Origin of the sequence: Streptomyces sp. NPDC006602, from assembly GCF_042870385.1 — a bacterium.
Taxonomy (GTDB): domain Bacteria; phylum Actinomycetota; class Actinomycetes; order Streptomycetales; family Streptomycetaceae; genus Streptomyces.
The window spans coordinates 19163-44082 of record NZ_JBIAHG010000013.1 but is presented as its reverse complement, the minus strand read 5'-3'; the positions used below and the strand labels follow the sequence as shown (position 1 = coordinate 44082).

Below are 24920 nucleotides of genomic sequence, written 5' to 3'. Positions count from 1 at the left end.
CATGCCCAGAAGAGCCCCTCGGGAAAAGTGCCAAGCGTCACAGACGCCGCCTGTGAGTTAAGTTTCAAGCACTAGGGTTCGGCCTGTGCACGTACTTCTCGTGGAAGACGATGAGCCGGTCGCCCAGTCCCTGCGCCGGGGTCTCACCCGCTACGGCTTCGAGGTCGACTGGGTGAGCACGGGCGCCGCCGCCCTGGCCCACCCCGAGCCCTACGACGTCGTACTCCTCGATCTCGGCCTGCCCGACACCGACGGCCTCGACGTCTGCAAGGCCCTGAGGGAACGCGGCGACGTGCCGATCATCGTGATCAGCGCGCGCAGTGACGAGACGGACCGGGTGGTCGGCCTGGAGCTCGGCGCCGACGACTACGTGACCAAGCCGTTCGGCGTGCGGGAGGTCATCGCGCGGATACGAGCCGTGATGCGGCGCACGCAGCCGCGTACGTCCGCCTCGGAGAACGGGCCGGACCGCTACGGCTCGCGCCTCACCGTCGACCGCAAGGCCGCCCGCGTCCGCCTGGACGGCGAGGAGGTCGCGCTCGCGCCCAAGGAGTACGACCTGCTGGCCTTCCTCACCGAGGAGCCGGGCGCGCTGATGTCGCGCGAGCAGATCATGGAAGCGGTCTGGGACGCGAACTGGTTCGGGCCGACGAAGACGCTGGACGTGCACGTGGCGGCGCTGCGGCGGAAGCTGACGGGCGCCATCGCGATCGAGGCGGTCAGGGGTGTCGGCTTCCGCCTGGAGATCGTCAACGCCGACGGCGAGAGCGGTAACGGCACCGGGGACAGCGGCGCCTCATGAACCGCCAGCTCATCCTCAGCTACATCCTGCTCGTCGCGGTGGCCATCCTCCTGTTCACGGTGCCGGTCGCCTTCACGCTCACCAAGCAGCTGCGGGACGACACCGAGCTGTCCGTCCAGCGCGAGGCGACCACCATGGCGCTGCTGCTGGGCAATGGCAACGAGAAGTCGTGCCAGGCACTGACGACGATGGCCACGGCCTACGCCGCCGAAACGAAGGACCAGGTACAGGTCACCGCCACCGACCGGTGCGCGGCGGGCGTACCGCGCCCCCGGCAGGACGCGGCACTGACGAAGGCCCGGGAGGAGGGACACCCGACCACCGACTGGGGGTCGGACTTCATCTGGGGCCGCGAGCTGGTGATCACGGTCCCCGCGAAGAACGACGACCAGGTCGTCGTCGGCGCCGTACGGATCGTCTACTCGACGTCGGGCCTCACCCGCAGGCTGTGGTCGATCTGGGGCTTCCGGGCGGGCCTCGCGGTGGCGGTGCTCGGCGTGGCGGCGCTGATCGGAGCGGTGGTGGCCCGCCGCCTGACCCGACCCCTGCGCGAACTCAACGCCATGGCCAGCAAGTTCAGCGACGGCGACCTCACCGCCCGTTCGCCGGTGACGGGCCCGCCGGAGACCCAGACGCTGGCCCGCACCCTCAACCAGGGCGCGGAACGCCTGGACACGCTGGTCGCCTCGCAGCGCATCTTCGTCGCCGACGCCTCCCACCAACTCCGTACGCCTCTCACCGCGTTGCGACTGTCCCTGGACAACATCGCGGACGGCGTGGACGACGAGTTCGTACGGGAGGACGTGGAGCAGGCGACCGCCGAGGTGGTCCGGATGAGCCGTCTGGTCAACGGCCTGCTGGTGCTGGCGCGGGCCGAGGCGAAGGTGACGGCCGCGGAGCCGCTGTCCCTGCCGGAGATCGTGGACGAGCGTCTGGCGGTGTGGAGGCCGGCCGCCGACGAGCGCGGAGTCACCGTCGCGCTCAGGGGGAGTATCGACGGCCGGCTGCTGGTGCTGACCAGCCCCGGTCATCTGGACCAGGTGCTGGACAACGTGCTCTCGAACGCCCTGGAGGTGTCACCCGACGGCGGCACGATCACCGTACGGATGGAGTCCCGGGGCGAGGAAGTGGTGCTGTCGGTCCTCGACGAGGGGCCGGGCATGTCGGACCCGGAGAAGTCCCGCGCCTTCGACCGCTTCTGGCGCGGTCAGGGCCTGACCGGCCGCTCCGGCTCCGGGCTGGGCCTCGCCGTCGTCAAGCAGTTGGTGACGGACGACGGCGGGACCGTGACGCTCCGGGACGCTCCCCCGGTCTCGGCTTCGCTCGACCGGGGGGACCCCCATGGTGGCGGGCTGTGCGTGGAGATCCGCCTGCGGGCGGCCAACCGGTAAGGACTCGACCGGTGCGGGCTCAGCTCTCCGGCATCGCCGAGGAGTGGTGGTTGACGATCAGCCACTCGCCGTCGATCTTCTCGTAGGCGTACGTGTACCGCGCCTCGACGACGCGCTTCTTGCCGGTGTCGTGGTCGGTGAGCGTGAACTCGTAGACGCCCGCGTCGATGGCGGAGTCGCTGTCCAGGACAGTGACGACCGTGTCGATCTTCTTCCCGACCGGCTTGTTCTCCAGGAAGTGGTTGAAGTAGTCGACGATCCCGGCACGGTCCGTACGGACCTGGTTGGAGACGGTGGGCAGGAGCACCGCGTTCTTCGCGTACAGGTCCGCCACCTTGCCCGAGTCGCCGGTCTGCAGGGCGGCGTTCCAGCCGTCGAACAGGGCGGCGATCTGCTTCTTGCTCGCCTTCGACCCCGAGTCCGAGTCCGAACCGGCCAGGCTGACGCCGGCGGTGAAGGTGCCGACGGCGACCGCGACGGTGGCGGCGACGATGGCTGCGCGCTTGGTTATGGAACGACGGGTCATCGTGGTCTCCAGCGGTAGTGCGAGGTCGGGTTTCTGGGGCTTCTCCCTCCGCGTTCGCTGCGGTGTGGAGTGACTCCAGACTCTCTTTCCGCTGGTTAGGGCCCGTGCAGCCGAGATACAGGACAGAGCCAGGACTCGGCCAATTGACGCTCCGTGTCGGAGTGATTACGCTTCGGCGCCCCGCCGGCCCCGCAACAGGCTGACCCCTGCGCCCATGGACACCACGCCCATCCCGACGGCCGTCATGATGCCCTGCGCCCCGTCCACGGCGAACGGCGCGACGGCGGCGACGGCGAGGTTGAAGAGGAAGAGGAACCACAGGGCGGGCTTGGAGGAGAGCAGCGACTTCATGACGTTTCCTTGGGGTGAGGGGCCGTTGCCGACCGTTTGTGGCCGTTGACCTTGTGCCCTCAACCATTCCGTTTTCCGACGGCCGCCACGAGGGAGTGCTCTCCCGAACCGATGGTGTAGCGGGCTACACCGTAGGAACGTCGGGCCGCTCTGCGAGGATGCCTGGCCATGACGACGAGCGGGTGGGCGGGCGACGCACTGCTGACGGCGATCGTGCTGCTCGGCTCCTGCGTCCAGTGGCTCACCGGCATGGGCTTCGCCCTGGTCGCCGTACCCGCACTGGTCCTGCTGCTCGGCCCGGCCGAGGGAGTGGTCCTGGCCAACTGCGCCGCCGGGGCGATCAGCGTCGTGGGGCTCATGGGCGGCTGGCGGCGAGTACGGCCGGGCGCGATGGTGCCGTTGTGCCTTGCCGCGGCGTGCACGGTACCGGCGGGGACGTGGGTCACTCGTCAACTGCCGGAACCTGTCCTCCTGTTGGCCATGGGCGGGCTGGTGACCGTGGCGGTGCTGCTGGTGATGCGGGGCGCGCGGGTACGGGCACTGCGAGGCACCGGGGGCGCCCTGGCGGCCGGCGCGGTCGGCGGCTTCATGAACTCGGCGGCGGGGGTGGGCGGCCCGCCGGTGTCCCTCTACGCGGTCAACGCGGGCTGGGCGGTACGGGAGTTCGTGCCGAACGCGCAGTTCTACGGGGTGGTCGTGAACGCGTTCTCGGTCGCCTCGAACGGGGTGCCGTCGCTGAGTGCGGCGCGGTGGGTGTGGGTGAGCGCGGCGATGGTGGCGGGCGCGCTGATCGGTAGAGGGCTCGCGGGACGCCTCCCGGAAGAGCGAGCCCGGCTGTTGGTGTTGGTGCTGGCGTTGGGGGGTGGGGTCACGGCGGTGGGGAAGGGGGCATGGGGACTGTGAGCCGCCCCTCCCCCGGCGTTCAGTCCGCGAACTCTGCGATGCGGTCGTCCTGGGTGAGGAAGCGTGGCGAGACGGAGACATCAGGGATGATCACGCTTCCAGCTTCGATGAACCACTTGGGGGGGCGCCACCGCGGCTGTCCTTTGACAGTGAAGTTAGTCGTTCTGTTCTCGTTGACCTGCGGCGACTGGATTGGTTGGCAAACGATCAGGTGAGGCGGGTTGGGTTCGTAACCGAGATCCGACACTGATGGGTGAACCCTGGTCGCGGTGCTGGGTGGCCTTCCGTCACATAGGGAGCGAGAACAGCCGTACTGGCCCTGAGGGCCAGCGGGTATCGCCGCGCAGGGGCGTCACCATGGTCCGCAGCGGCATGGTCACCAGCCGGCCTTCGGGTTGTTCGACGAGTACGTCGTTGTCGAGCGGGTGCCATCCGAGGCGCTTGTAGAGCGACACGAGGGGAGGCCGACAGAACAGGAGTGCGTGCTGAGGACCCATCGTGCGGGCGTGCTCCAGGGCAGCTGTGACGACGAGCCGAGCCAGGCCATGGCCTTGCATGCTGGGTGCGACGGCCACCCCGCCGACGCCCACCACCTCTGTCGCGGCGTCGCCGATCGCGACAGGCAGTCGCAGCAGGCCGGCGTGTGCCACGAGCCGGTCTTCGTGTCTGATGCCGAAGTGTTCTTCTTTCGGCAGCCAGGTCAGACCGGTCGAGGCGACACCGAAGGGATCATCGCTGTTGCCAAGGATCTCTTCCTGGTCCGCCTTGGTGTACTGGGGGAGCCGCATCACGGTCGGTGCCACAGAGGATCGGTTCTCAGACATCGCCACATGATGATCTCTCCGCCGAGCACTGGCCAAGCGATTCTCCGCCGACATGCAGTACGCCCTGGACCAGCAGCTCGACGAGGACCTCGCCGCCTACGAGCACGACCTCGATACGGCGCTGCGCCGGGACGGCACACTGCCCCCGGGCCCGGCGGGCAGCGTCCACCAGGTCATCGACACCGTCGGCCGGATCACCATGGCCTCCGACGGCTTCCACCGCACCCCATGGGCCAGCACCGCGTCGGCGGGATATCGGCCGTCCGGCGGGACTGTCGGTGATCCATAGGCGATGTGTCGGTGGCCGCTGGAACCGTGGGTGTCGAGTTGCCCAAGGGAGCAGCCGCCGCCACCTTCAATAGCAAGGGAGCCCCGTCGCCATGTCGTCCACATCCTCCACCCCGCCCTGGAATGTCCAACGGCTCCCCGGTGCCGATGACCGCGTCTTCCTGGTCACCGGCGGCAACGCCGGCATCGGGTACTTCATCGCGGAGCAGTTGTCGGCCACCGGAGCCACCGTCGTACTCGGCAGCCGGAATCCCGCCAAGGCCGAGGCCGCCACGGCCTCGATCCGTGCGCGTGTCCCCGGTTCGCGAGTGCGGGCCGTACGGCTGGACCTCGCCGACCTCTCGTCGCTCGAAACAGCGGTGGAATCGCTGGAGGTGGAACGCCTTGACGCGGTAGTCCACAACGCTGGCGTCGCGCTTGACGACCCGCCGCGCAAGGAGACCGGGGACGGTCACGAGCTCATGTTCGGCACGAACCACCTCGGGCACTTCGCCTTGACCCAGTGGCTGATGCCGCTGTTGTCGGCCACGCCAGCGGCCCGCATTGTGACCATGGGCAGCTTCGCGGCAAAGTCCGAGCGGCTCGACCTGGGCGACCTGCAGTCCCGGAAGGATTACCAGCCCAAGCGCACTTACGGACGCTCCAAGTTGGCGCAGATGTACTTCGGCGTCGAACTCGACCGCCGCCTGCGTGCTGCCGGCAGCACGGTGGCGAGCGTGGTGGTCCATCCTGGCGGCGCGCTGGACTCCCTCACCCCGTCACGGCCACCGGTCCATGTGCGGACTACCGGCGCACGGCTGAGCGCGGCGCCTGCGGCGCTCCTCGTCCAGGGCAAGCACGCCGGCGCATGGCCCGCGGTCCGGGCGGTGCTCGACCCGGCCGTGCGTGGAGGCCAGCTGTGGGGACCGCGCGTCTTCGGCCTGCGTGGCGAGCCCCGACGTGAACCGTTGTGGAACCACCTCGCCGATGCCTCCGTCGCGGGGCGGCTGTGGGACGCAAGCTGCGACCTGACCGGCGCCGACCTCAGCACCGTCTCCGAATAGTTCAGGCACGCGCGCGTTCGGCCAAGAGGTAAACCCCATGGAGGAGCTCGAAGCCCGAGGCTCAAGCTCCGGGCTGAACTGCGGAAATGAACGCCTCCCAGGCAGGGGCGGAGAGGCGGAGCTCGGGGCCCGAGGGGACCTTGGAGTCGCGGATGTGGATGCGGGTGGAGAACGCGACTTCGACGCAGTCGCCGCCTTCGTCGTCGCTGTAACTCGACTTGAACCACATCAGCTGGTCACTCATCACTGATCCACCATCCGCTCGATGAAACGGGCTGACTCAGCAGGGCTGAGGGCTTGCGCGCGGATCATGCTAAGCCGCCCGGCCACGCGGCTGACAACGTCCGGATCGGCCGACAGTTCACTGGGATTTCGGTGGACGTACTTTCTGCTGGCGCCCGGGGAGGTGCGCCGGCACAGCTGGCCGCTCGGAGTGCAGCGGTTCGGGAGCAGAGGCGATCGCACCCTCACGTACGTCGGGATCCCCGCCCTCGACGGCAACACGTGGCCCCTGCGCTGGTACAGCGAGCCGACGCCGACGACGCCGTACGTCCGTGCCGCCCAACTGCGCGCGGTGCTCTTCAGTTCACGCCGAACAGAGACGTGAGGTCCTGGTCGAGGACCGCGACCGCGACTTCGGCGCCCGGCTCGACCACGGTGTACGAGCGGTTCAGGAAGCGGCGCAGGAGCAGCGTGTCGAACGAGAGCAGCGCCACGCCCTGCGGCGCGTGGAACTCCACGAACGTACGGCGTGGTCCGCAGGGCCAGATGTGCACGCTGCCGATCCCGGCCGGGGCGCCGAGACCCTCTTCCAGGAGCGCGCGGGCGAAGGTCCAGGTCACGTCCTCGCCGTCGAGCGTGACGTGGGCCGGGAAGCCGACGTGCACGGCGAGCGGGTCGGCGGACGTGTAGCGGAGGGTCGCCGGAATCGCGCGCTCCTGGTCGTCGGAGGTGACCAGGCGGGCGCCGATGGGCTGTTCCACAGTGATGTTCATGCCAGTGAGAGCGCGCGACCGGGCCCCTGATTACGCCCTTCCTGAAGTCAACTCGTGTGAGCTACGGCACGTTTCGGCCATTAATTGAGACTTTCACCATCTCGGATTACACACTCCTGCCATGAACGACGGTCCCACCGCCACGTACGCCCGGCTCTACGAGGAGCAGCAGCCCCGCCTCGTCGCGTACGCGCGCTCGCTCACCAAGAACAGCTGGACCGCCGAGGATCTCGTCGCCGAGGCGCATTTCCGCGTGTGGCGACGGCTGTCCGCCGGGCACGAGATCGACAACGTGCCCGCGTATCTCATGACGACGGTGCGGCACCTTGCGTCCGCCGCCGGGAGCGCAGTACGCGAGACCCCTCGGGATCCGCAGGTCCCCGAGCAAGCCCAGCGCGGCGTACCCCGGGACGACCCCGTCGACCCGGCCGAGCAGGTGTCCTCCGTCGACCTGCTGGTGCGGGTGCTGGGGCAGTTGCCCGAGCGCTGGGTGAAGGCACTGTGGCTGGCGGAGGCGGAGGGGCAGCCGCTGGCGGCGGTCGGGGCGCAGATCGGGTCCAACCAGGGGGCGACGGCCGTGCTGCTGCACCGGGCCCGCGAGGGCATGCGGCAGGCCTTCCTCCAGGTGCAGACCGGCGCTCCCGACGACCCCGCGTGCCAGGTCCATTGGGCGCGCATGCCCGCCTACGTGCGCGGTACCGCGACCTCGCGGCAGTCCGAGCGCCTGCTCGGCCACGTGGACACGTGCGACGACTGCCGCGGGCGCCTCGCGGTGCTGATCCACGCCAACAACCGGCTGCCCGCGCTCGTCGGTCCGGCACTGCTCGTGTTCGTGCTGGGCGGTGCGGGCAAGTTCCTGCTGCCGTTCGCCGCCGGGTCCGCCGGTGCCGTGGTCACGGCGGGCGGACAGGGCGGTGGGCTGCTGCACGGGATACGTGATGTCGTCACCGGTGGTTCGAAGGCCGCGGTCGGGGCCGGAGCGGCCGTGGCCGGTATCGCCGTCGCGCTCCTCATCTCGCTCGGCGCGATCGACTCCTCTCCGGGGCCGGGACCGGCTCCGTCGGAGAGGGTGCCGGTGGCCAAGGCTCCGGCGACGCGGGGGCCGGTGGCCAAGGCTCCGGTGCCGGTGGCCGAGGCGCCGGTGGCGCAGCCGCCGCAGAGCCCGGCCTCGGAAGCGGGCGAAGAGGGCGCCTCGGCCGCTCAAGTCGAGTTCGCCGAGGCGCCGGTGACGGAGACACCTCAGGCCAAGACCCCGGCCGCCGAGACTCCCGTCACCGAAACCCCGGCCACCGACGCGCCGAAGGCCGAACCCCCGGCGGCTCCGTCACCCGTGCCGGAGCCGGATCCGGTCACCCCAACTCCCGCTGATCCCCAGCCGGTCAGGGATCACCCCGCCCCTCCGGCGACGGACGAACCGGCCAAGCCGACCAAGCCGGCCGAACCCGCTCCGGTCTCACCCGCTCCACAGCCGACGCCCTCGGATCCCGGCGACGACTGCGGGGATTGACGGCGAAGGCTGCCGGCGAGGGCTGCCGGTCGGCTACTTGGCCTGGTGGAGGCCCAGCGGGCCGCCGATCTCCTCCGCCATCACGCGGCCCGCCTCGAACTCGAGGGTGTCGTCGCCCACCGACTGGTCCGTGTCCAGGCCGTCGAGCTCTTCCAGGGGCTGGTTCAGGCGGACGTGGGCCACTACCGACTGGAGGGCGCGCAGGGCCGCCGACGCCGTGGAGCCCCAGTTGGAGAAGTAGGAGAACTGCCACCACCACAGGGCTTCCGTGGTGCGGCCGGCCTTGTAGTGGGCCATGCCGTGGCGGAGGTCGGTGATGACGTCGGTGAGGTCGTCGGAGATACGGGCGGGGACGGGAGCCTTGCGGGGTTCGTAGGGGTCGAAGACCTCGGAGTAGACGTCGATGGGTTCGAGGAGGCGGGCGAGGTTCTCGCGCAGATCGTCCACGTCGCCTTCCGGGCCGAGGTCCGGCTCGTAGCGCTCGTCGGGGACGATGTCCTCGTGCGCGCCGAGGCGACCGCCGGCCAGGAGGAGCTGGGAGACCTCCAGGAGGAGGAAGGGGACCGCCGAGTCCGGCTCGTCGCCCTTCGCCACCTCCGTGACGGCCACCAGGAAGCTCTCGACCTGGTCCGCGATCTGGACCGCGAAGTCGTCGGGTTGCTGGGCTGCGTGCAGTGTGGCGTCAGACATCTAGGAGTCGTCTCCCCTCGAAGGCGCGGCCGAGGGTCACCTCGTCCGCGTATTCCAGGTCGCCACCCACCGGGAGGCCGCTGGCCAGGCGGGTGACCCTGAGGCCCATGGGCTTGATCATGCGGGCGAGGTACGTGGCCGTCGCCTCGCCTTCGAGATTCGGGTCCGTGGCGAGGATCAGCTCGGTGACCGTGCCGTCGGCGAGGCGCGCCAGGAGTTCCCTTATCCGCAGGTCGTCGGGGCCGACCCCCTCGATCGGGCTGATCGCGCCGCCCAGGACGTGGTATTTGCCCCGGAACTCGCGGGTGCGCTCGATCGCCACCACGTCCTTCGGCTCCTCCACCACGCAGATGACCGTGAGGTCGCGGCGGGTGTCGCGGCAGATGTTGCACAGCTCCTCCTGTGCCACGTTGCCGCAGGTCGCGCAGAAGCGGACCTTCGCCTTGACCTCCATCAGGCACTGCGCGAGCCGCCGTACGTCCGTCGGTTCCGCCTGGAGGATGTGGAAGGCGATCCGCTGCGCGCTCTTGGGACCGACGCCGGGGAGCCGCCCCAGTTCGTCGATGAGGTCCTGGACCACGCCTTCGTACAACGGACTGCCCGTCCTTCCGTGCTTGCTGGGGTCCTTCTGTACGTACGGTAGTTGGCCGGTGCCCGTCTTAGAAAGGCAGGCCGGGCCACGGTTTGTGACGGATCAGAACGGCAGGCCCGGGATACCGCTGCCGCCGCCGCCCAGGCCCTGGGCCAGCGGGCCGAGCTTCTGCTGCTGGAGGGTCTGCGCGTTCTCGTTGGCCGCCTGGACCGCCGCCACGATCAGGTCGGCGAGGGTCTCGGTGTCCTCCGGGTCCACCGCCTTCGGATCGATCTTCAGCGCGCGCAGCTCGCCGGCGCCGGTGACCGTCGCCTTCACCAGGCCGCCGCCGGCCTGGCCCTCGACTTCGGTCCGCGCCAGTTCCTCCTGCGCGTTCGCCAGGTCCTGCTGCATCTTCTGGGCCTGCTGCAGCAACTGCTGCATGTTCGGCTGGCCACCACCGGGGATCACGATCAGCTCCTTCTCGGGGACGCCTTTCCCGTTCAGCACGAGCCTACGTGGTCTGTGCGGCCGTCGCTCCAGCACTCTTTCGAGTGAGTCGACCATGAGTCCTATACCTGATCAAGACCCACTTCCGGGCGGAAAAGTAATGAAACCCAGGCCTTCGCCACCCATTGGGAGGTAGTAAGAGTTGCACGTGGGCACACATGTGGTCGCACAGCGTGATCGGTCGGGATCAGGTAGGGAGTGCCGGGTGGGTCAGCAGCCGGAGATGCAGCCCGAGGGTCCGCCTCAGGACGGGCGGGGTGAGGGGGCGGCCGAGCTGCGGCCGGGCGATCTGACCGGGCGGGCGTTTCCGCTCGGGGACTGGGGCGAGCCCGCCGTACGGCTGGACGAGCTGTACCGGTGGGTGGAGCGCGGGGCGCTGGAGACCGCGTCCTGGTATCTCGCGGACCGGGTGTGGAAGCGGCGCGGGGCGCGGGTGCTGCGGGTGGGGGCGGCCGTGGGTGCGGTGGCGGGGGCCGCGCTGCCGCTGCTGGACATGACGGGGGTCGTGGGCGGTGTCGCGCCCTGGGGCTATCTCTCGCTGCTGCTGGCGGTGGCGTGTGTGGCCGCGGACCGCTACTTCGGGGTGACGTCCGGGTGGATAAGGGACGTGGCCACGGCACAGGCCGTGCAGCGGCGGCTCCAGGCGCTGCAGTTCGACTGGGCGTCGGAGAGCGTCCGGGAGGTTCTGGGGCCGGCGGACGGGACGGCGAGCGAGGCGGCGGATCGGTGTCTCGGGGTGCTGCGTCGGTTCTCGGAGGACGTGACCGAGTTGGTGCGGGTGGAGACGGCGGACTGGATGGTGGAGTTCCGGACGGGGGCGGCGCCGTTGGGGATCCAGTCGGTGGGGGTTGTGGGGCAGCGGCAGGACACGGGGGGTACGGGGCACGGGCGGTTTCCGTTGCCGCCGGGGGCGGGGGCTCGGCCGAACATGCCTCGGCAGCGGCCGCCGGAGCCGCGGTGAGTGTGCGTGGTCGTGGTGGGCGTGGGAGGTTTCTCGCCCCCGCCGCCCCTTCCCGTCCCGTCCCCAGGGGCGCTGCCCCTTCGACCCCGGTGGGGGGCCGCGCCCCCCGCACCCCCCTTCGGCCCTGAACGGGCCTCGTCCTCAAACGCCGGACGGGCTGAGTGGTGCGGGCCGGTGCTCGTCAGTCGTCCGCGCAGAGATGCAGGCTGCTGGGTGTCACTGCCTGGTGTACGTCAGCTTTTCGTCCGTGCCGGTGTTCGTGCGCTGGAGGGTGCCGTCCGGGAGCAGGGTGATCTCGGTCGGCGCTCCCGGCGTGCAGGAGGAGCGCGGTTCGCCGCTCGTGACCGTTGACGGGCCGATGCTCAACGGGCCGTCCCCGGCCGGCACTTCGGCCAGGGCCGCCTGGAACACGCAGTGGTAGGTGCCGTTCGCGGTGGGGCCGTCGGCGACGAGGGACAGGACCGTGTCGCCCACCTCGCCCTGCTGGACGGTCAGTTCGCGGGTGTGCAGGCCGTCGGCGTTGTCGATCGTGGTGGTCCAGGTGCCGAGGTAGTCGGCCGGGATCGTGCCGTCCGACGGCGGGGCGGAGGTCGTCGGCTGCGAGGGGGACGGGGAGGACGGGTCTTCGGGCGTGCTCTCGCCGGGGGTGGTGGGAGCGGTCGCTGAGGGGGTGGTGGTCCCCCCGGCTGCCTCCTTGTCGCCGTCACCGCTCAGCAGGGCGAAGACCGAGCCGCCGGCGGCCAGGGCGACGACCAGGGCGATGAGGACGAGTACGACGGTGGAGCGGTTGTTCCTACCGGGCGGAGTGGGAGTGGCGGGGGGCGGGCCGTAGGGCGGGGTCTGGCCGAGGCTGCCGTACTGGCTGTGGTGGTACGGCGGTGCGGGCGGTGGGGTGCCGGGCGCTCCGGGGGGCGCCGTCCAGGCGGCGGGGGTGCCAGGGGTGCCGGGCTGGTGCGGATAGCCGTACGCCGTGGGCTGCGGGTGTTGTCGGGGGTAGCCGTGCGTGGGGTGGGCCTGGGCGGGGACGCCTGGTGCGGGGTTCCCGTAGGCGCCGGGGGCCGGCGGTGTGCCGTGGCTGCCCACGGTTCCCGGCGGGGGCGTCTGGCCGCCCTGGCCCGCGACGACGGTGGGCAGGTGGTCCAGCCGCGCGCCACTGCCCGGCTGTCCGGGCACGGGCGGGGCAGGGGTCGCGCCGGGGGTCTGGTGCGAGATCGGAGCGGGGATCCGACCAGCGTTCGGATTCGGATCCGGGGTCGGGGACAGGGACGGGGGCTGAGACGAGCCATCGGCTACGGCGGTGTGCTCGGGTGGCGCCTCCGGAGGCGCCTCGGGAACCGGCCCCGCTCCACCCCCCACCCCGTCCGGGTCCTCCGCGTCCAGCAACCTCACCGCATGCCGTCCCAGTTGGGCCACCAGCGTCCCCGGCAGCCACGGATCCCGCGACCGTCCCCCGGCCACCGTGTCCTCCGCCCCCGTACGCTCCAGGATCCGGCCCAGCGTCGGACGCGCCCCCGGCTCCTTCTTCAGGCAGGCGCGTACGAGGTCGGCGATGCCCTCGGGTACGCCCTCGAGGTCGGGCTCCTCCTGGGCGATGCGGAACATCAGGGCGTGGACACCGCTGTTGGCGGTGCCGAAGGGAAGCTTGCCGGTCGCGGCGTACGCGAGCACCGAGCCGAGGCAGAAGACGTCGCAGGCGGGGGTGATCCGGTCGCCCCGCACCTGCTCGGGCGCCATGAAGCCCGGCGAGCCGACGAGCGCGCCGGTCCTGGTCAGTCCCTCGTCCGTCACCGTCTCCAGGGCCCGCGCGATGCCGAAGTCGATGACCCGCGGGCCGTCGATCGTCACCAGCACGTTGGACGGCTTGAGGTCGCGGTGGACGATCCCGGCGGCGTGGATGTCCTGCAACGCGTTCGCCAGTCCGGCCGCGAGGATGCGGACCGAGCGTTCGGGCAGCGCCCCGTGGTCGTGGCCGACGACCTGCTGGAGGCTCGGCCCGGCGACATACCCGGTGGCCACCCACGGCACCGCGGCCTCGGTGTCCGCGTCCAGCACCGGCGCCGTCCAGTACCCGCCGACCTGCCGCGCGGCCTGTACCTCCTGCCGGAACCGCGCCCGGAACTCGTCCTGCGCGGCCAGCTCCTCCCGCACCAGCTTGACGGCGACCGTACGTCCCCGGTCGGACCGGGCCAGGTACACCTGCCCCATCCCGCCGGCGCCGAGCCGCGCCAACAGCCGGTACGCGCCGATCCGCATGGGATCTCCGGGCCCCAGTTTCTCCATCGTTGCGCCGCCTTCCCCCGCCCCGCACGTGAGCAACAGACCGAGGATAGTGCGGGGTCACGGCGCGGTGAGCTGGGCGTTGTCTACGGTTCCGTAACAGGCGGACCCACCTGTTCGAGCACCTTGGACAGCCGTTCCAGCGCCCGTACGGCGTCCGCGAGTTCGGCCTCGTCGCCGTACGCCTCGGCGAGCCGGTCGGCGAAGGCCGCGTGTCCGGGGTCGATGCGGGACACCGCCGCCCGCCCCTCCTGCGTGGGCGCCAGCAATTTGGCGCGCCGGTGGGCGGGGTTGGGCCGGTACTCGGCCAGCCCCTTGTCCACCAGCAGATCGGCGATGCGCTGCACGCTCTGCCGGGTGATGCCCATCGCGCGGGCGATGCCGGAGACGGGCAGCGGCTCGCCCAGCACCGCCCCGAGCACCTGCCACCAGGCGGCGGTGAGCCCGGCGGGCTTCGCCAACTCCTCGGCCACGGCGAGGAATTGACCATTCAGCCGGAAGACGCCGAGCGCGCTGCGGCTGAGCAGGTCCTGCCGCTCACGGCTCACCGCCGCGCCCCGGCCTTCTCCAGTACGGCGTACGCCTCGAGGTCGGAGTCGTGGAACAGCCGGTACCAGGCGTCGAGCAGCTCGCCCTCGTACACCCCGAGCAGCCCGAGGATCTCGCGGGCGAAGGCGACGGGTTCGGTGGGGCCGGCGGTGATCAGGCCGCGGTCGGTGACGGCGTCCGCGTCGACGTACCGCTCGCCGCCGCCGTACCCGGTCGCCGCCAGGTAGAAGGAGACCGCGCTGGTGTGGTCGCGGTCGTCGAGCAGCCCCTCGCGGGCGAGTCCGGCGGTGGCCCCGCAGATCGCGGCGACGGGCACGCCGGCGTCCAGGAATTCCCTCGCCTTGCGGGCGAAGGGGGCGAGGTCGTCCGATGCGTCCCAGAGGTCGGCGCCCGGAAGGATCAGCAGGGAGCTGTCCTGCGGGCGTACGTCGTCCAGCGCCAGGTCCGGCTGGACGCGCAGACCGCCGATGGAGGTGACCGGCTCCCGGGTCGGGCCGACCGTCCGGATCTCGCACCCCGCGCGGGCGAGATGGGCCGTCGCGTGGCCGGTCTCCCAATCCGCACAAGTGTCGTACACGGCGTGATGCACGGGCTTGCGACTCATGACTGCCTCCCGGATGACTCCTGATTCCCTATTCCATGATGACAACATACTGTCATTTCGACAGGAAGCTGTCAATAGCTCTTGGCTGGTCCCTCCTTCGACAACCTGTCGCGGAATCCCCCCGTCCACAGACAGGACGCCGATACCGCTTCCGCATCGCGGACATTTACGCTCGGGCGCATGACCCCTCAGCCAAACCCCGAGGTCGGCGCCGCCGTGAAGGCCGCGGACCGTGCGCACGTGTTCCACTCCTGGTCCGCGCAGGAACTCATCGACCCGCTCGCCGTCGCCGGCGCGGAGGGGTCGTACTTCTGGGACTACGACGGCACGCGGTACCTCGACTTCACCAGCGGGCTCGTCTACACCAACATCGGCTACCAGCACCCGAAGGTCGTCGCGGCGATACAGGAACAGGCCGCGAGCATGACCACGTTCGCGCCCGCGTTCGCGATCGAGGCGCGGTCGGAGGCGGCGCGGCTGATCGCCGAGCGGACGCCCGGCGACCTGGACAAGATCTTCTTCACCAACGGCGGTGCCGACGCCGTGGAGCACGCGGTCCGCATGGCGCGGCTGCACACGGGGCGGCCGAAGGTGCTGTCGGCGTACCGCTCGTACCACGGCGGCACCCAGCAGGCGATCAACCTCACCGGTGACCCGCGCCGCTGGGCGTCCGACGGTGCCGCGGCCGGTGTCGTGCACTTCTGGGCGCCCTTCCTGTACCGCTCCCGCTTCTACGCCGAGACCGAGGAGCAGGAGTGCGCGCGGGCTCTTGAACACCTGGAGACGACGATCGCCTTCGAGGGACCGGGGACCATCGCCGCGATCGTCCTGGAGACGATTCCGGGGACGGCCGGGATCATGGTCCCGCCGCCGGGCTATCTCGCGGGCGTCCGTGAGATCTGCGACACGTACGGCATCGTCTTCGTCCTGGACGAGGTCATGGCCGGATTCGGGCGGACCGGCGAGTGGTTCGCGGCGGACCTGTTCGACGTCGTGCCGGACCTGATGACCTTCGCGAAGGGCGTGAACTCCGGGTATGTGCCGCTCGGCGGTGTCGCGATCTCCGGGGCGATCGCGGAGACCTTCGCCAAGCGGCCCTACCCGGGCGGGCTGACGTACTCGGGGCATCCGCTGGCGTGTGCGGCGGCCGTCGCGACGATCAACGTGATGGCCGAGGAGGGCGTCGTCGAGAACGCGGCCCGGCTCGGGGCGGACGTCGTCGGACCGGCGTTGCGGGAGCTGGCCGAGCGGCACCCGTCGGTGGGCGAGGTGCGGGGCGTCGGCATGTTCTGGGCGATCGAGCTGGTGAAGAACCAGGAGACGCGCGAGCCGCTGGTGCCGTACAACGCGGCCGGTGAGGCGAACGCGCCGATGGCCGCGTTCGGCGCCGCCGTGAAGGCCGGGGGTGTGTGGCCGTTCATCAACATGAACCGGACGCATGTGGTGCCGCCGTGCAACGCGGGTGAGGCGGAGCTGAAGGAGGGGCTGGCGGTGCTGGACGCGGCGCTGTCGGTGGCGGACGAGTTCACGGCGTAGCCCGGCGTCAGGGCTGGGCGGGGGGTGGTCGCCCAGCCCGGCGCTACCGGGTGCCGCCGCGCCCACCCTCCCCCACTCTCGGCTTCGCTCGAGCGGGGGGACCCCCATCGCCCCAGCGGCACGACTGCCCGCAGCTGCGTGCTCGAAAACTTCCCCGCGAGATCGAACGCGTAAGGTGGCGTGTTCGTAGACATGTACGTACACGCCACCCGCTCGCGACGAGGAGACGCCCTGACGATGCCCGGTCCTGGCGGCAACGGCGCCGTGACCCGCAGCACCCTGCGGCAGCAGATCGCCGACGCGCTTCGTGACGAGGTGCTGGCCGGGCGGCTCCAGCCGGGGCAGGAATTCACGGTGAAGGAGATCGCCGACCAGTACGGCGTCTCCGCGACGCCCGTGCGCGAGGCGCTGGTCGATCTCTCCGCGCAGGGGCTCCTCGAGGCCGACCAGCACCGGGGCTTTCGCGTGCACGAGTACTCGTACGAGGACTTCCGGGGCATCATCGAGGCCCGCGGCCTGGTCATCGAGGGGATGTTCCAGGCGCTGGACAACGGCCACCGGGGCTACCGCGATCTCGACGACCCCCGTACGGCCGCCGCCGTGGCGGGCGTACGCCGCCGCGGCGAGGAGGCGCAGCGCGCCGCCGCCGCCGGTGACGTCACCGTCCTGATCGGCTACGACCTGCGCTTCTGGCGCGAACTGAGCACCCTCTTCGGCAACGCCTACCTCACCGACTTCCTGCACCGGCTGCGTGTGCAGTCCTGGGTCTGTACGGTCCAGCACCTGCGCCGGCTGACCGACCTGCGCGGCAGCCTGTGGTCCGGCCACACCGAACTCGTGGACGCCCTGGCGGAGCGCGACACCAAGGCCGCCCGCTCGATCCTCGCCGCGTACAACTCGGACATGCTGGCTCTGATCGAACGCCTCGCCGCCGGATGAGCGGGGCGGGCACGGGTAAGGGACCTGCACGACGGCAGCGAAGTCCGCACCGCACCGACTACCCTGCCTTGACCACCGTGTGACATCCACTGTGACGACCGCAGCGCTGCGAGTGACCGAGGAGCTGACTTTTGGCCTGTGACCTGTGGCTGGTGCCGCTTGTGGACGTGTTGTGCCACACCCCGGACAATCCGTTCGCCGAGGAACTCGCGCAATACAACAAGGTGCTCGCCGAGGCCGGGCTACCGCCGGTGCCGGTGTACCAGTACATGCCGGGACTGTCCGGCGAGGTCGCCCCGGTGGCCGGCTTCGACTACGACGCGCTGCACTTCCTGCGCCGCGCCTATCTGCTCCAGGTGTGCGGGCTGCCGGTGACACCGGTGGACGAACTGGGCGGCGACTACGAGCAGTTGCTGGAGATGTTCGAGTCGACGGCCCAGCAGTCGCACCTCGTGTGGCACTACGACCACGCGGGCGCGTACGTCCCGGTGGACTTCCCGCACCCCCTCTCCAACGACGAACTCCTCGCGGGCGGCGGCCCGCTGGGCTCGTCCCAGACGCTGCTGCGGGAACTGGAGTACGTCGCCCCGTCCCTCGGCATCGACCCGGCCAACCCTCCGGCGCCCCCGGAAGCGCCGCTCGGTCCCACGGAGCTGGAGGAGCCGGCCGTACCGCCGCCGTACGATCCCAGCCCCTTCGCCCGTGAACGTCACGTCTGGCTGGGGCTGCACGCGGCGGCGACACGGAGCCTGGCGCAGGGGTCGATGATCATCTTCAGCTGAGTCCTGGCGGCCCTGAGGCATCGGGCCCCAGGGCTGTGCCGGTGGTCAGCGGCCCAGCTGGGAGAGGCCCTTCTGCACGTCGTCGAGGTTCATGACCGGCGTATAGGAGATCTTGGCGCCCAGCTGGAGGAAGAAGGGCTCGCTGATCACAGGCATCTGGGAGCTGTCCTGCATGTCGAATACCAGGAAGGCGGTGCGCTGGCCGTTCTCGACGGTGAAGTAGGCCGCTTCGGGCTTGATCTGTTCCACCGACTCCTGGATCAGTTTCCCCAGGGTGCCGTTCCGGATGGCCTCGTTCGCCTTCTCCGTGTCCATGGACGCCTTGAGCAGTACGCGCATCCCACTCACCTTCTTCGCGTCGACACACGCATACGGACTCAGGTTATGCCCGGTAAGTCTGATTGGTTCCTACATGTTCAGTCGCCGTTCCGTGGCCTCAGAACACCGGCGTCCCGTCCTGCGTCAGCTTCCAGTTCGTGGCCGCGAAGTCCGCCGGGTCCAGGGCCCCCTTCGCCATCACGTAGTCGATCATCAGCTGGCGGATCTCGTTGGTGGAGCTGTACGCGATGTCGGCGGCGGCGATGTGCGGGTAGCCGGAACCGCCGTTGGCGCGGTAGTTGTTGACGGCGACGACGAAGACCTGGTCGTCGCTCACCGCCTTCCCGTCGTACGTGAGGTTCTTGATACGCGAGCCCTCGGCCTGCGCGATGTCGATCTCGTACGAGACGCCGGCGGCCGTGTCGTACATGTAGTCCCAGAAGCTGTTGGCGTTGGTGAGAGTGGCGGTGTCGACGGCGGTGCCCGTCGGGACCCGGTGGTAGTACTTCGCCGCGTACTCCAGGTAGTCCTTCAGCTGGGCGCCGGTGAGCTTCTTGCCGTACAGGGTGTTGTCGTAGATGTAGAGCCCGGCGATGTCCCTGATGGTGACCGCGCCGGCCGGGATGTCGGCGGTGCGGCTGAAGGGAGCGGCGACCGAGATCAGCGGGAGAGCCGCGTCCGCCGCGGACAGGCCCGCCTTGACGGTCTGCGTCTGTACCTCGTGGATGAAGTCCATGACGGGCACGTCCTTCCAGCACGCCTGAGCCGCCGACAGGTCCTCGGCGCAGGTGCCGACGGGGGTGTTGACGTACTTGACCACCAATTCGTGGTCCGCCTGGAGGAGTTCGGTGATCTCCGGGTCCTCGTCCACCCCGTTGGGGTTGAGGGTCTGCGCGGCGACGGCCGTGACCTTCCACTGGCCCCGGACCAGCGTCAGGTCGAAGTCGAAGACGGTCAGCCGCTGGCCCCAGCAGTACGGCTCGGACAGGACTACCTCCTTGCCGGTCTCCTTGTTGGCGACCGTGTAGGACGACACCTCCACGTGCGTGTGGCCCACGAGGATCGCGTCGATGCCGGGGACCTCCTGCGCCACGAGGTTCGACGCGTTCTCGACGTACGGGAGTTCGTCGCCGTAGGACGACGACCCGTCCAGGCCTGAGTGGTCGGTGAGGAAGACGACGTCACAGCCGAGGGCGCGCATGCGCGGAACGTACTTCTTCGCCTGCTCGACCAGCCCCGGGAAGACCATCCTGCCGCTGACGTTGTCCTTGTCCCACAGGGCGATGCCCGGGTTGGTGAGGCCGAGGATGCCGACCTTGATGTCCGGCGCCCCCGGCACGCGGATCCGCTTGACGGTGTACGGCTGGAAGGCGGGACGGAGCGTCTTCGCGTCGAGCGCGTTCGCGCCGAGCAGCGGGAAACGGCACTGGCTCTCGAACTTGCGCAGCACGTCGATGCCGTAGTTGAACTCGTGGTTGCCGAGGGCGGCGGCGTCGTAGCGCATGTGGTTCATGGCGACGGCCATGGGGTGTTGGGGCGCGTCCGTGCCGGTGATGGGTTCCACGCGCGCGTAGTAGTACGCCAGTGACGTCCCCTGGATGATGTCGCCCGCGTCGACCAGCAGGACGCGGTGCTCGCCCTTGGCCTCCCGCTGCTGCTTGATGAGGGTGGCGACCCGGGCGACGCCGACGGAGTTGCCCTTGGCGTCCTTGTAGGCGGCGTCGGTGTAGTAGTCCCAGTCGAAGACGTGGCTGTGCAGGTCGGTGGTGCCGAGGATGGAGAACGACCAGGTGCGGGGGGTGTGTTCGGGTTTCCGTACGGCGGCCTGCGCGGGTCCGGCGGCGGACCCGACGACGGCTGCGGCCGCACCGGTGACGGCCGACTTCTGCACGAACTCACGGCGGTTCATGGGACTGACGGGCATGCGTTCTCCTGGGTGGACGGGAGGGAGCGGCGAGCCGTGCGGGACTACACGCGTAGATCGTCGCCGCGCTCGGCCCCGTCGAGAACCAGGAACAGGCCATCGACCGGTCAATTAAGGCCATGGGAGGGTCAATTAACGGAAAGTGCGAGGAGAGCACGGGCACGCGGCACGGGACGGCCACCTGCCGGCCCTCACGTCGACTCCCGCACCACCAACCGGCAGGGGACCGTGTGCAGCCCCGGCGCAGCGCCCTCCGCGTCGATCGCCTCCAGCAACCGCAGTGCCGCGATACGGCCGATCTCCGCGAGGTTCATGTCGATCGTGGTGAGCGGCGGCCGGGAGGCCAGGGCCATCGTGTCCCAGTTGTCGTAGCCGACGACGGCGATCTCGCCGGGGACGTTCACGCCCCGCTCGCGCAACGCGTCCGCCACGCCCCGCGCTATCTGGTCGTTGCCGCAGAAGAAGGCGTCCGTCTCCGGGGCCGTACGCAGCACCGCGTCGGCGGCGCGGCGGCCCCACGCCTCGCTCCACTCGCCGAAGTGGACCCGGCCGGTGGACAGCTCGAACCCGGCATCCTCCAGGTGCTCCACCCCGTGGCGGGCCCGGTCGCGGGCGGCGGCGTGGTGTTCGGGGCCGGTGACGTGGGCGATGCGGGTACGGCCGGCGGACAGGAGGTGTTCCACGGCGAGCTGGGAGCCGCCCCGGTCGTCGGAGACGACCGAGGTGTCGGCCGGGTCCGTGGAGGGTGACAGGGCGTAGACCACGGGGATCGCCTCCAGGCCGCTGATGCCGGTCAGCGGGGGGCGCGGGTCCGTGCGGCGGCCGGTGACGATGATGCCGTCCACCCGGCGGTCGATGAGGTTGCGCAGGTGGTGCTGTTCCCGGATGGCGTCGCCGCGCGTGTCGCACAGCAGGACCGAGATCTTGCCGGCGCCGAGCGCGTCCTCGGCGCCGAGGAGCACCGGTGTGCTGAAGCGGCCGATGCCGTCCGTGGTCATCAGGCCGACCGTCCAGCTGCGGCCGGTGTGCAGGCTCTGGGCGTGCTGGTTGGGGCGGAAGCCGAGCTGGTCCACGGCGTCCAGTACCCGCCGGCGGGTCTCCGGGCGCATCCTCCCGCCGCCGTTGAGCGCCTTGGAGGCCGTGCCCACGCTGACGCCGGCCAGCGCGGCGACGTCGGCGAGCCGGGCTCGGCCGCCGGGGGAAGAGCCTGAAGCACCTGCACCTGCACCTGCGGCATGGGTCACGAGCAAACCTTTTCCTGGGTGACAACGCTGCCCACCATCGTGGCATCGAAGGGTGTCGAGTTCCAGCCCGTGAGAAATCAGGAAAATCTCTTGTCGTGCCTCTTGACCCGACTTGCCGCCTCCCCTCTACTTTCCCAGCAGGAAAACGATTGCTCACACACGCTTCCCCGACCCCCGGAGAGCCATGCCCCGCCGCACCCCCATCGGCCCCGTCCGCCTCGGCCCGGACGCCCGCGTCGCGCTGCGTCCCGCCGCCGCCGTCATCGAGGCGGGCCTGTGGCACACCCGGCGCGAGGTCAACGCCCGCACCTCCGTCCCGCAGGGCCCCGAACTGCTGGAGTCCGCCGGGAACCTGCACAACCTGCGGCTCGCGGCAGGCACGGGCGAGGGCGAGTTCCAGGGCGGCTACCCCTTCATGGACACGGACGTCTACAAGTGGCTGGAGGCCGCCGCCTGGCAGCTCGCCCAGGGGCCGGCCGGGGACCTCGAAGCGCACGTCGACCGGATCACCGACCTCGTCGCCGCCGCCCAGCAGCCCGACGGCTACCTCAACACCTGGTTCCAGCTGGTCAAGGGCGGCGAGCGCTACCAGGACCTGCGCTGGGGGCACGAGCTGTACTGCGCGGGCCATCTCATCCAGGCCGCCGTCGCCCACCACCGCGCCACCGGCCGCCCGGAACTCCTCGACGTGGCCCGTAAGTTCGCCGACCACGTCGACTCCGTCTTCGGCCCGCCCGGCAGCGGCAAGCCCATCGACGGCATCGACGGCCACCCCGAGGTCGAGACCGCCCTGGTCGAGCTGTACCGGGAGACCGGCGAGCGCCGCTACCTCGACCTCGCCGCCTACTTCGTCGACCGGCACGGTCACGGGCTGCTCGGCGGCGAGGCCTACTGCCAGGACCGCCTCCCGGTGCGCGAGGCGACGAACGTCGAGGGGCACGCCGTACGACAGCTCTACCTGCTGGCCGCCGCGGCCGACCTGGCCACCGAGACCGGCGACGCCGAACTCCGCACCGCCGCCGAACGGTTGTGGCACGCCATGACCACCACCAAGACCCACCTCACCGGCGGCCTCGGCGCCCACCACGACGAGGAGGACTTCGGCGACCCGTACGAGCTGCCCAACGAGCGCGCCTACTGCGAGACCTGCGCCGCCATCGCCTCCGTCCAGTGGAGCTGGCGCATGGCCCTGCTCACCGGCGAGGCCCGCTACTCCGACCTGATCGAACGCACCCTCTACAACGGCTTCCTCGCCGGGGTGTCACTGGACGGCGAACGCTGGCTCTACGTCAACCCGCTCCAGGTCCGCGACGGCCACACCGACCCCGGCGGCGACCAGTCGGCCCGGCGCACCCGCTGGTTCCGCTGCGCCTGCTGCCCGCCGAACGTGATGCGGCTGCTGGCCTCCCTGGAGCACTATCTGGCCAGCGGTGACGAGCAGGGACTCCAGATCCACCAGTACGTCACCGGCCGCTACACCGCCGGCGACCTCACCGTCCGCTGCGAGACCGACTACCCCTGGCACGGGACCATCGCCCTCACCGTCGAGGAGACCCCGGCGGACCACCCCTGGACCCTGTCTCTCCGGGTGCCCCAGTGGTGCCGCGACTTCCGCGCGCGATGCGGGGAGGAGACGTACGAGGGTCCCGTGGCCGACGGCTGGCTGCGGCTGGAACGGACCTGGGCGCCCGGGGACCAGGTCGTCCTCGAACTCCCCCTGGAGCCGCGGCTGACCGCCGCCGACCCGCGCGTGGACGCCGTACGCGGCTGCGTGGCCATCGAACGCGGGCCCCTCGTCTACTGCCTCGAAGGGGTCGACCACCCCGGCGGCGGCCTGGACGACATCGTCGTCGACACCACCCGCCCGCTCGCCGTGAAGCACCGCCCGGACCTGCTCGGCGGCGTCACCACGGTCGTGGCGGCGGGCAGCCGGCGGCACCTCCCGGACGCGGGCTGGTGGCCGTACGCCCCCGCCGACGAGTCGGACCGACAGGACGGCGAACCCGTCGAGTTGACCGCCGTCCCCTACTACGCCTGGGCCAACCGCGAGGACGGCAGCATGCGCGTCTGGCTGCCCACCTCCTGAAGTCCCCCTGCCTTCCCCTCTTCCACGACAACGAGGTCACCCCGTGATACCCACCCGCCGCACACTCCTGGCCGCGCTCGCCGCCGTCGGCACCCTCGCCTCCCTCACCGCATGCGGAGGCGGCTCCGACGACGGGTCGGGCTCCTCCGACGCGTCCGGAGGGACGTACACCTTCTGGGACCCGTACCCGCAGTTCGACGCCTCCTCCCCGTGGGGCAAGCTCGTCAGCGGGTGCGGGACGAAGGCCGGGGTGACCGTCAAGCGCACCGCGTACGACACCACCGACCTCGGCAACAAGGCGCTGCTGGCGGCCCAGCAGGGCAACGCACCCGACGTGATGCTGGTGGACAACCCGGTCGTCTCCACGCTCGTCGAGGCGGGGATCCTCAACAAGACGAGCGACCTGGGCCTCGACACCAAGTCGATCCAGAAGAACATCATCGGCGCGGGCACGATCGACGACGCCTCCTACGGGGTCCCCATCGGCGCCAACACGCTCGCCCTCTACTACAACAAGAAGGTCCTGTCGGCGGCCGGCGTGGACCCGGCCACCATCAAGGACTGGAAGTCCCTCACCGCGGCCCTGCAGAAGGTCAAGGCGGCCGGCAAGAAGGGCATCACCTTCTCCGCGATCAACACGGAGGAGGGCAGCTTCCAGTTCCTGCCCTGGTTCTGGGGCGCGGGCGGCGATCTCACGAAGCTGAACTCCGACAAGGGCGTGGCCGCGCTGTCGCTGTGGAAGGGGTGGGTGGACGACGGACTGGCCCCCAAGGACGTCCTCCAGAACACGCAGACCACCAGCTGGCAGGAGTTCGCCACCGGCGACTACGCCTTCGGCGAGAACGGCACCTGGCAGCTCGGCAACGCCGACAAAGCCGGCTTCGACTACGGCGTCGTCAACGTCCCCGCGCAAAACGGCGGTTCGGCGCCGGTGCCGACCGGCGGCGAGTTCGTCACCGTGCCCGTCCAGAAGGACAGCGCCCGCTACGACGTCAGCAAGAAGATCGTCGAGTGTCTGACCAACGACACCAACCTGCTGGCCACGGACACGACCCTGACGTACATCGCCCCGACGGGCGCCGTGCAGACCAAGCAGGTGGCGGCGAACCCGAAGCTCGAGCCGTGGGTGAGCGCGGTCGCCGCGGCCCGCGGCCGCACCAGCGGCGGTCTGGGCTCGAAGTACCCGACCATCTCGCAGCCGATGTGGACCGCCGTCCAGTCGGCCCTGTCCGGCGGCAAGAGCCCCAAGGACGCCCTGGACACGGCCCAGTCGAGCGCCGAGAAGGGCTAGGCCTGAGC

General features: G+C 70.5%; 26 protein-coding genes. 12 read left to right on the top strand and 14 right to left on the bottom strand.

The window, feature by feature from the left end; all coding sequences use genetic code 11:
• The first annotated feature begins 85 nt into the window (after positions 1-85).
• Together ACFYO2_RS28690 and ACFYO2_RS28685 are read left to right on the top strand one after the other, a co-directional pair.
• A complete protein-coding gene (locus ACFYO2_RS28690; protein ID WP_388354866.1) occupies positions 86-802 on the top strand; it encodes a response regulator transcription factor in 717 nt (238 codons plus the stop codon).
• Positions 799-2193: a sensor histidine kinase gene (locus ACFYO2_RS28685; RefSeq protein ID WP_388354865.1), complete on the top strand. Its 1395-nt coding sequence runs from the start codon at positions 799-801 to the stop codon at positions 2191-2193. Before ACFYO2_RS28690 ends, ACFYO2_RS28685 begins: the two co-directional genes overlap by 4 nt.
• 19 nt (positions 2194-2212) lie before the next feature.
• Here ACFYO2_RS28685 and ACFYO2_RS28680 read toward each other — a convergent pair whose 3' ends face one another.
• Both ACFYO2_RS28680 and ACFYO2_RS28675 read right to left on the bottom strand, forming a co-directional pair.
• Complete coding sequence (locus ACFYO2_RS28680) at positions 2213-2719, bottom strand: SgcJ/EcaC family oxidoreductase (RefSeq protein WP_388354864.1); 507 nt, start codon at positions 2717-2719, stop codon at positions 2213-2215.
• Positions 2720-2884: 165 nt separating this feature from the next.
• A complete protein-coding gene (locus tag ACFYO2_RS28675) occupies positions 2885-3070 on the bottom strand; it encodes a hypothetical protein (RefSeq protein WP_388354862.1) in 186 nt (61 codons plus the stop codon).
• A 168-nt stretch (positions 3071-3238) separates the two neighbouring features.
• Here ACFYO2_RS28675 and ACFYO2_RS28670 point away from each other — a divergent pair, with 168 nt between their 5' ends.
• Positions 3239-3973, top strand: a complete 735-nt coding sequence (locus tag ACFYO2_RS28670; protein ID WP_388354860.1) for a TSUP family transporter — start codon at positions 3239-3241, stop codon at positions 3971-3973.
• 287 nt (positions 3974-4260) lie between these two features.
• On the opposite strand, the gene ACFYO2_RS28665 is transcribed toward ACFYO2_RS28670, so the two are convergent.
• Entirely contained in the window at positions 4261-4797 is a 537-nt protein-coding gene (locus tag ACFYO2_RS28665; protein WP_388354859.1) for a GNAT family N-acetyltransferase, read from the bottom strand.
• Between the two features lie 52 nt (positions 4798-4849).
• Here ACFYO2_RS28665 and ACFYO2_RS28660 point away from each other — a divergent pair, with 52 nt between their 5' ends.
• Both ACFYO2_RS28660 and ACFYO2_RS28655 read left to right on the top strand, forming a co-directional pair.
• Positions 4850-5086: a hypothetical protein gene (locus ACFYO2_RS28660; protein WP_388354857.1), complete on the top strand. Its 237-nt coding sequence runs from the start codon at positions 4850-4852 to the stop codon at positions 5084-5086.
• A gap of 91 nt (positions 5087-5177) precedes the next feature.
• Entirely contained in the window at positions 5178-6128 is a 951-nt protein-coding gene (locus ACFYO2_RS28655) for an SDR family NAD(P)-dependent oxidoreductase (protein ID WP_388354856.1), read from the top strand.
• Positions 6129-6189: 61 nt separating this feature from the next.
• On the opposite strand, the gene ACFYO2_RS28650 is transcribed toward ACFYO2_RS28655, so the two are convergent.
• Together ACFYO2_RS28650 and ACFYO2_RS28645 are read right to left on the bottom strand one after the other, a co-directional pair.
• Positions 6190-6372, bottom strand: coding sequence for a DUF397 domain-containing protein (locus ACFYO2_RS28650; RefSeq protein ID WP_388354855.1), 183 nt, complete (start codon positions 6370-6372; stop codon positions 6190-6192).
• Between the two features lie 337 nt (positions 6373-6709).
• Entirely contained in the window at positions 6710-7123 is a 414-nt protein-coding gene (locus tag ACFYO2_RS28645; RefSeq protein WP_388354854.1) for an SsgA family sporulation/cell division regulator, read from the bottom strand.
• Positions 7124-7244: 121 nt separating this feature from the next.
• Between ACFYO2_RS28645 and ACFYO2_RS28640 the strand changes: the two genes are divergently transcribed.
• Positions 7245-8630: a sigma-70 family RNA polymerase sigma factor gene (locus tag ACFYO2_RS28640; protein ID WP_388354853.1), complete on the top strand. Its 1386-nt coding sequence runs from the start codon at positions 7245-7247 to the stop codon at positions 8628-8630.
• A 33-nt stretch (positions 8631-8663) separates the two neighbouring features.
• Here ACFYO2_RS28640 and ACFYO2_RS28635 read toward each other — a convergent pair whose 3' ends face one another.
• From ACFYO2_RS28635 to ACFYO2_RS28625, 3 genes are all read right to left on the bottom strand, one after another.
• On the bottom strand, positions 8664-9320 hold the full coding sequence (locus ACFYO2_RS28635; RefSeq protein ID WP_388354851.1) for a DUF5063 domain-containing protein: 657 nt from the start codon (positions 9318-9320) through the stop codon (positions 8664-8666).
• Positions 9313-9912 (bottom strand): recombination mediator RecR, encoded by a 600-nt coding sequence (gene recR, locus ACFYO2_RS28630; protein WP_266436168.1) that lies wholly within the window; start codon positions 9910-9912, stop codon positions 9313-9315. Before recR ends, ACFYO2_RS28635 begins: the two co-directional genes overlap by 8 nt.
• A 102-nt stretch (positions 9913-10014) precedes the next feature.
• Complete coding sequence (locus ACFYO2_RS28625; protein ID WP_388355145.1) at positions 10015-10362, bottom strand: YbaB/EbfC family nucleoid-associated protein; 348 nt, start codon at positions 10360-10362, stop codon at positions 10015-10017.
• A gap of 262 nt (positions 10363-10624) precedes the next feature.
• On the opposite strand from ACFYO2_RS28625, the gene ACFYO2_RS28620 reads away from it, so the two are divergent.
• Positions 10625-11362, top strand: a complete 738-nt coding sequence (locus ACFYO2_RS28620; RefSeq protein ID WP_388355143.1) for an SLATT domain-containing protein — start codon at positions 10625-10627, stop codon at positions 11360-11362.
• A 216-nt stretch (positions 11363-11578) separates the two neighbouring features.
• On the opposite strand, the gene ACFYO2_RS28615 is transcribed toward ACFYO2_RS28620, so the two are convergent.
• From ACFYO2_RS28615 to ACFYO2_RS28605, 3 genes are all read right to left on the bottom strand, one after another.
• Positions 11579-13642: a protein kinase gene (locus ACFYO2_RS28615; RefSeq protein ID WP_388354849.1), complete on the bottom strand. Its 2064-nt coding sequence runs from the start codon at positions 13640-13642 to the stop codon at positions 11579-11581.
• An 83-nt stretch (positions 13643-13725) separates the two neighbouring features.
• Positions 13726-14187, bottom strand: coding sequence for a MarR family winged helix-turn-helix transcriptional regulator (locus tag ACFYO2_RS28610; RefSeq protein ID WP_388354847.1), 462 nt, complete (start codon positions 14185-14187; stop codon positions 13726-13728).
• A complete protein-coding gene (locus ACFYO2_RS28605; protein WP_388354846.1) occupies positions 14184-14792 on the bottom strand; it encodes a type 1 glutamine amidotransferase family protein in 609 nt (202 codons plus the stop codon). Before ACFYO2_RS28605 ends, ACFYO2_RS28610 begins: the two co-directional genes overlap by 4 nt.
• Before the next feature lie 180 nt (positions 14793-14972).
• Between ACFYO2_RS28605 and ACFYO2_RS28600 the strand changes: the two genes are divergently transcribed.
• The 3 genes from ACFYO2_RS28600 (at position 14973) to ACFYO2_RS28590 (ending at position 18049) form a co-directional block, all read left to right on the top strand.
• The gene (locus tag ACFYO2_RS28600; protein WP_388354844.1) at positions 14973-16328 is read left to right on the top strand and encodes an aspartate aminotransferase family protein; all 1356 of its coding nucleotides are present in this window, start codon (positions 14973-14975) and stop codon (positions 16326-16328) included.
• A gap of 237 nt (positions 16329-16565) precedes the next feature.
• Positions 16566-17267 (top strand): GntR family transcriptional regulator, encoded by a 702-nt coding sequence (locus ACFYO2_RS28595; protein ID WP_388354843.1) that lies wholly within the window; start codon positions 16566-16568, stop codon positions 17265-17267.
• 131 nt (positions 17268-17398) lie between these two features.
• On the top strand, positions 17399-18049 hold the full coding sequence (locus tag ACFYO2_RS28590) for a hypothetical protein (protein ID WP_388354841.1): 651 nt from the start codon (positions 17399-17401) through the stop codon (positions 18047-18049).
• A 45-nt stretch (positions 18050-18094) separates the two neighbouring features.
• Here the strand turns inward: ACFYO2_RS28590 and ACFYO2_RS28585 are convergent, their stop codons facing one another.
• The 3 genes from ACFYO2_RS28585 to ACFYO2_RS28575 all read right to left on the bottom strand — a co-directional run bounded on the left by ACFYO2_RS28585 (position 18095) and on the right by ACFYO2_RS28575 (position 21535).
• Positions 18095-18388: a hypothetical protein gene (locus ACFYO2_RS28585; protein WP_388354839.1), complete on the bottom strand. Its 294-nt coding sequence runs from the start codon at positions 18386-18388 to the stop codon at positions 18095-18097.
• 97 nt (positions 18389-18485) lie between these two features.
• Positions 18486-20291: a bifunctional metallophosphatase/5'-nucleotidase gene (locus ACFYO2_RS28580; RefSeq protein WP_388354837.1), complete on the bottom strand. Its 1806-nt coding sequence runs from the start codon at positions 20289-20291 to the stop codon at positions 18486-18488.
• A gap of 191 nt (positions 20292-20482) precedes the next feature.
• Positions 20483-21535 (bottom strand): LacI family DNA-binding transcriptional regulator, encoded by a 1053-nt coding sequence (locus ACFYO2_RS28575; protein ID WP_388354836.1) that lies wholly within the window; start codon positions 21533-21535, stop codon positions 20483-20485.
• 184 nt (positions 21536-21719) lie between these two features.
• On the opposite strand from ACFYO2_RS28575, the gene ACFYO2_RS28570 reads away from it, so the two are divergent.
• Both ACFYO2_RS28570 and ACFYO2_RS28565 read left to right on the top strand, forming a co-directional pair.
• Complete coding sequence (locus ACFYO2_RS28570) at positions 21720-23621, top strand: glycoside hydrolase family 127 protein (protein ID WP_388354834.1); 1902 nt, start codon at positions 21720-21722, stop codon at positions 23619-23621.
• A gap of 43 nt (positions 23622-23664) precedes the next feature.
• Positions 23665-24912, top strand: coding sequence for an extracellular solute-binding protein (locus ACFYO2_RS28565; protein WP_388354832.1), 1248 nt, complete (start codon positions 23665-23667; stop codon positions 24910-24912).
• Positions 24913-24920: the final 8 nt, after the last annotated feature.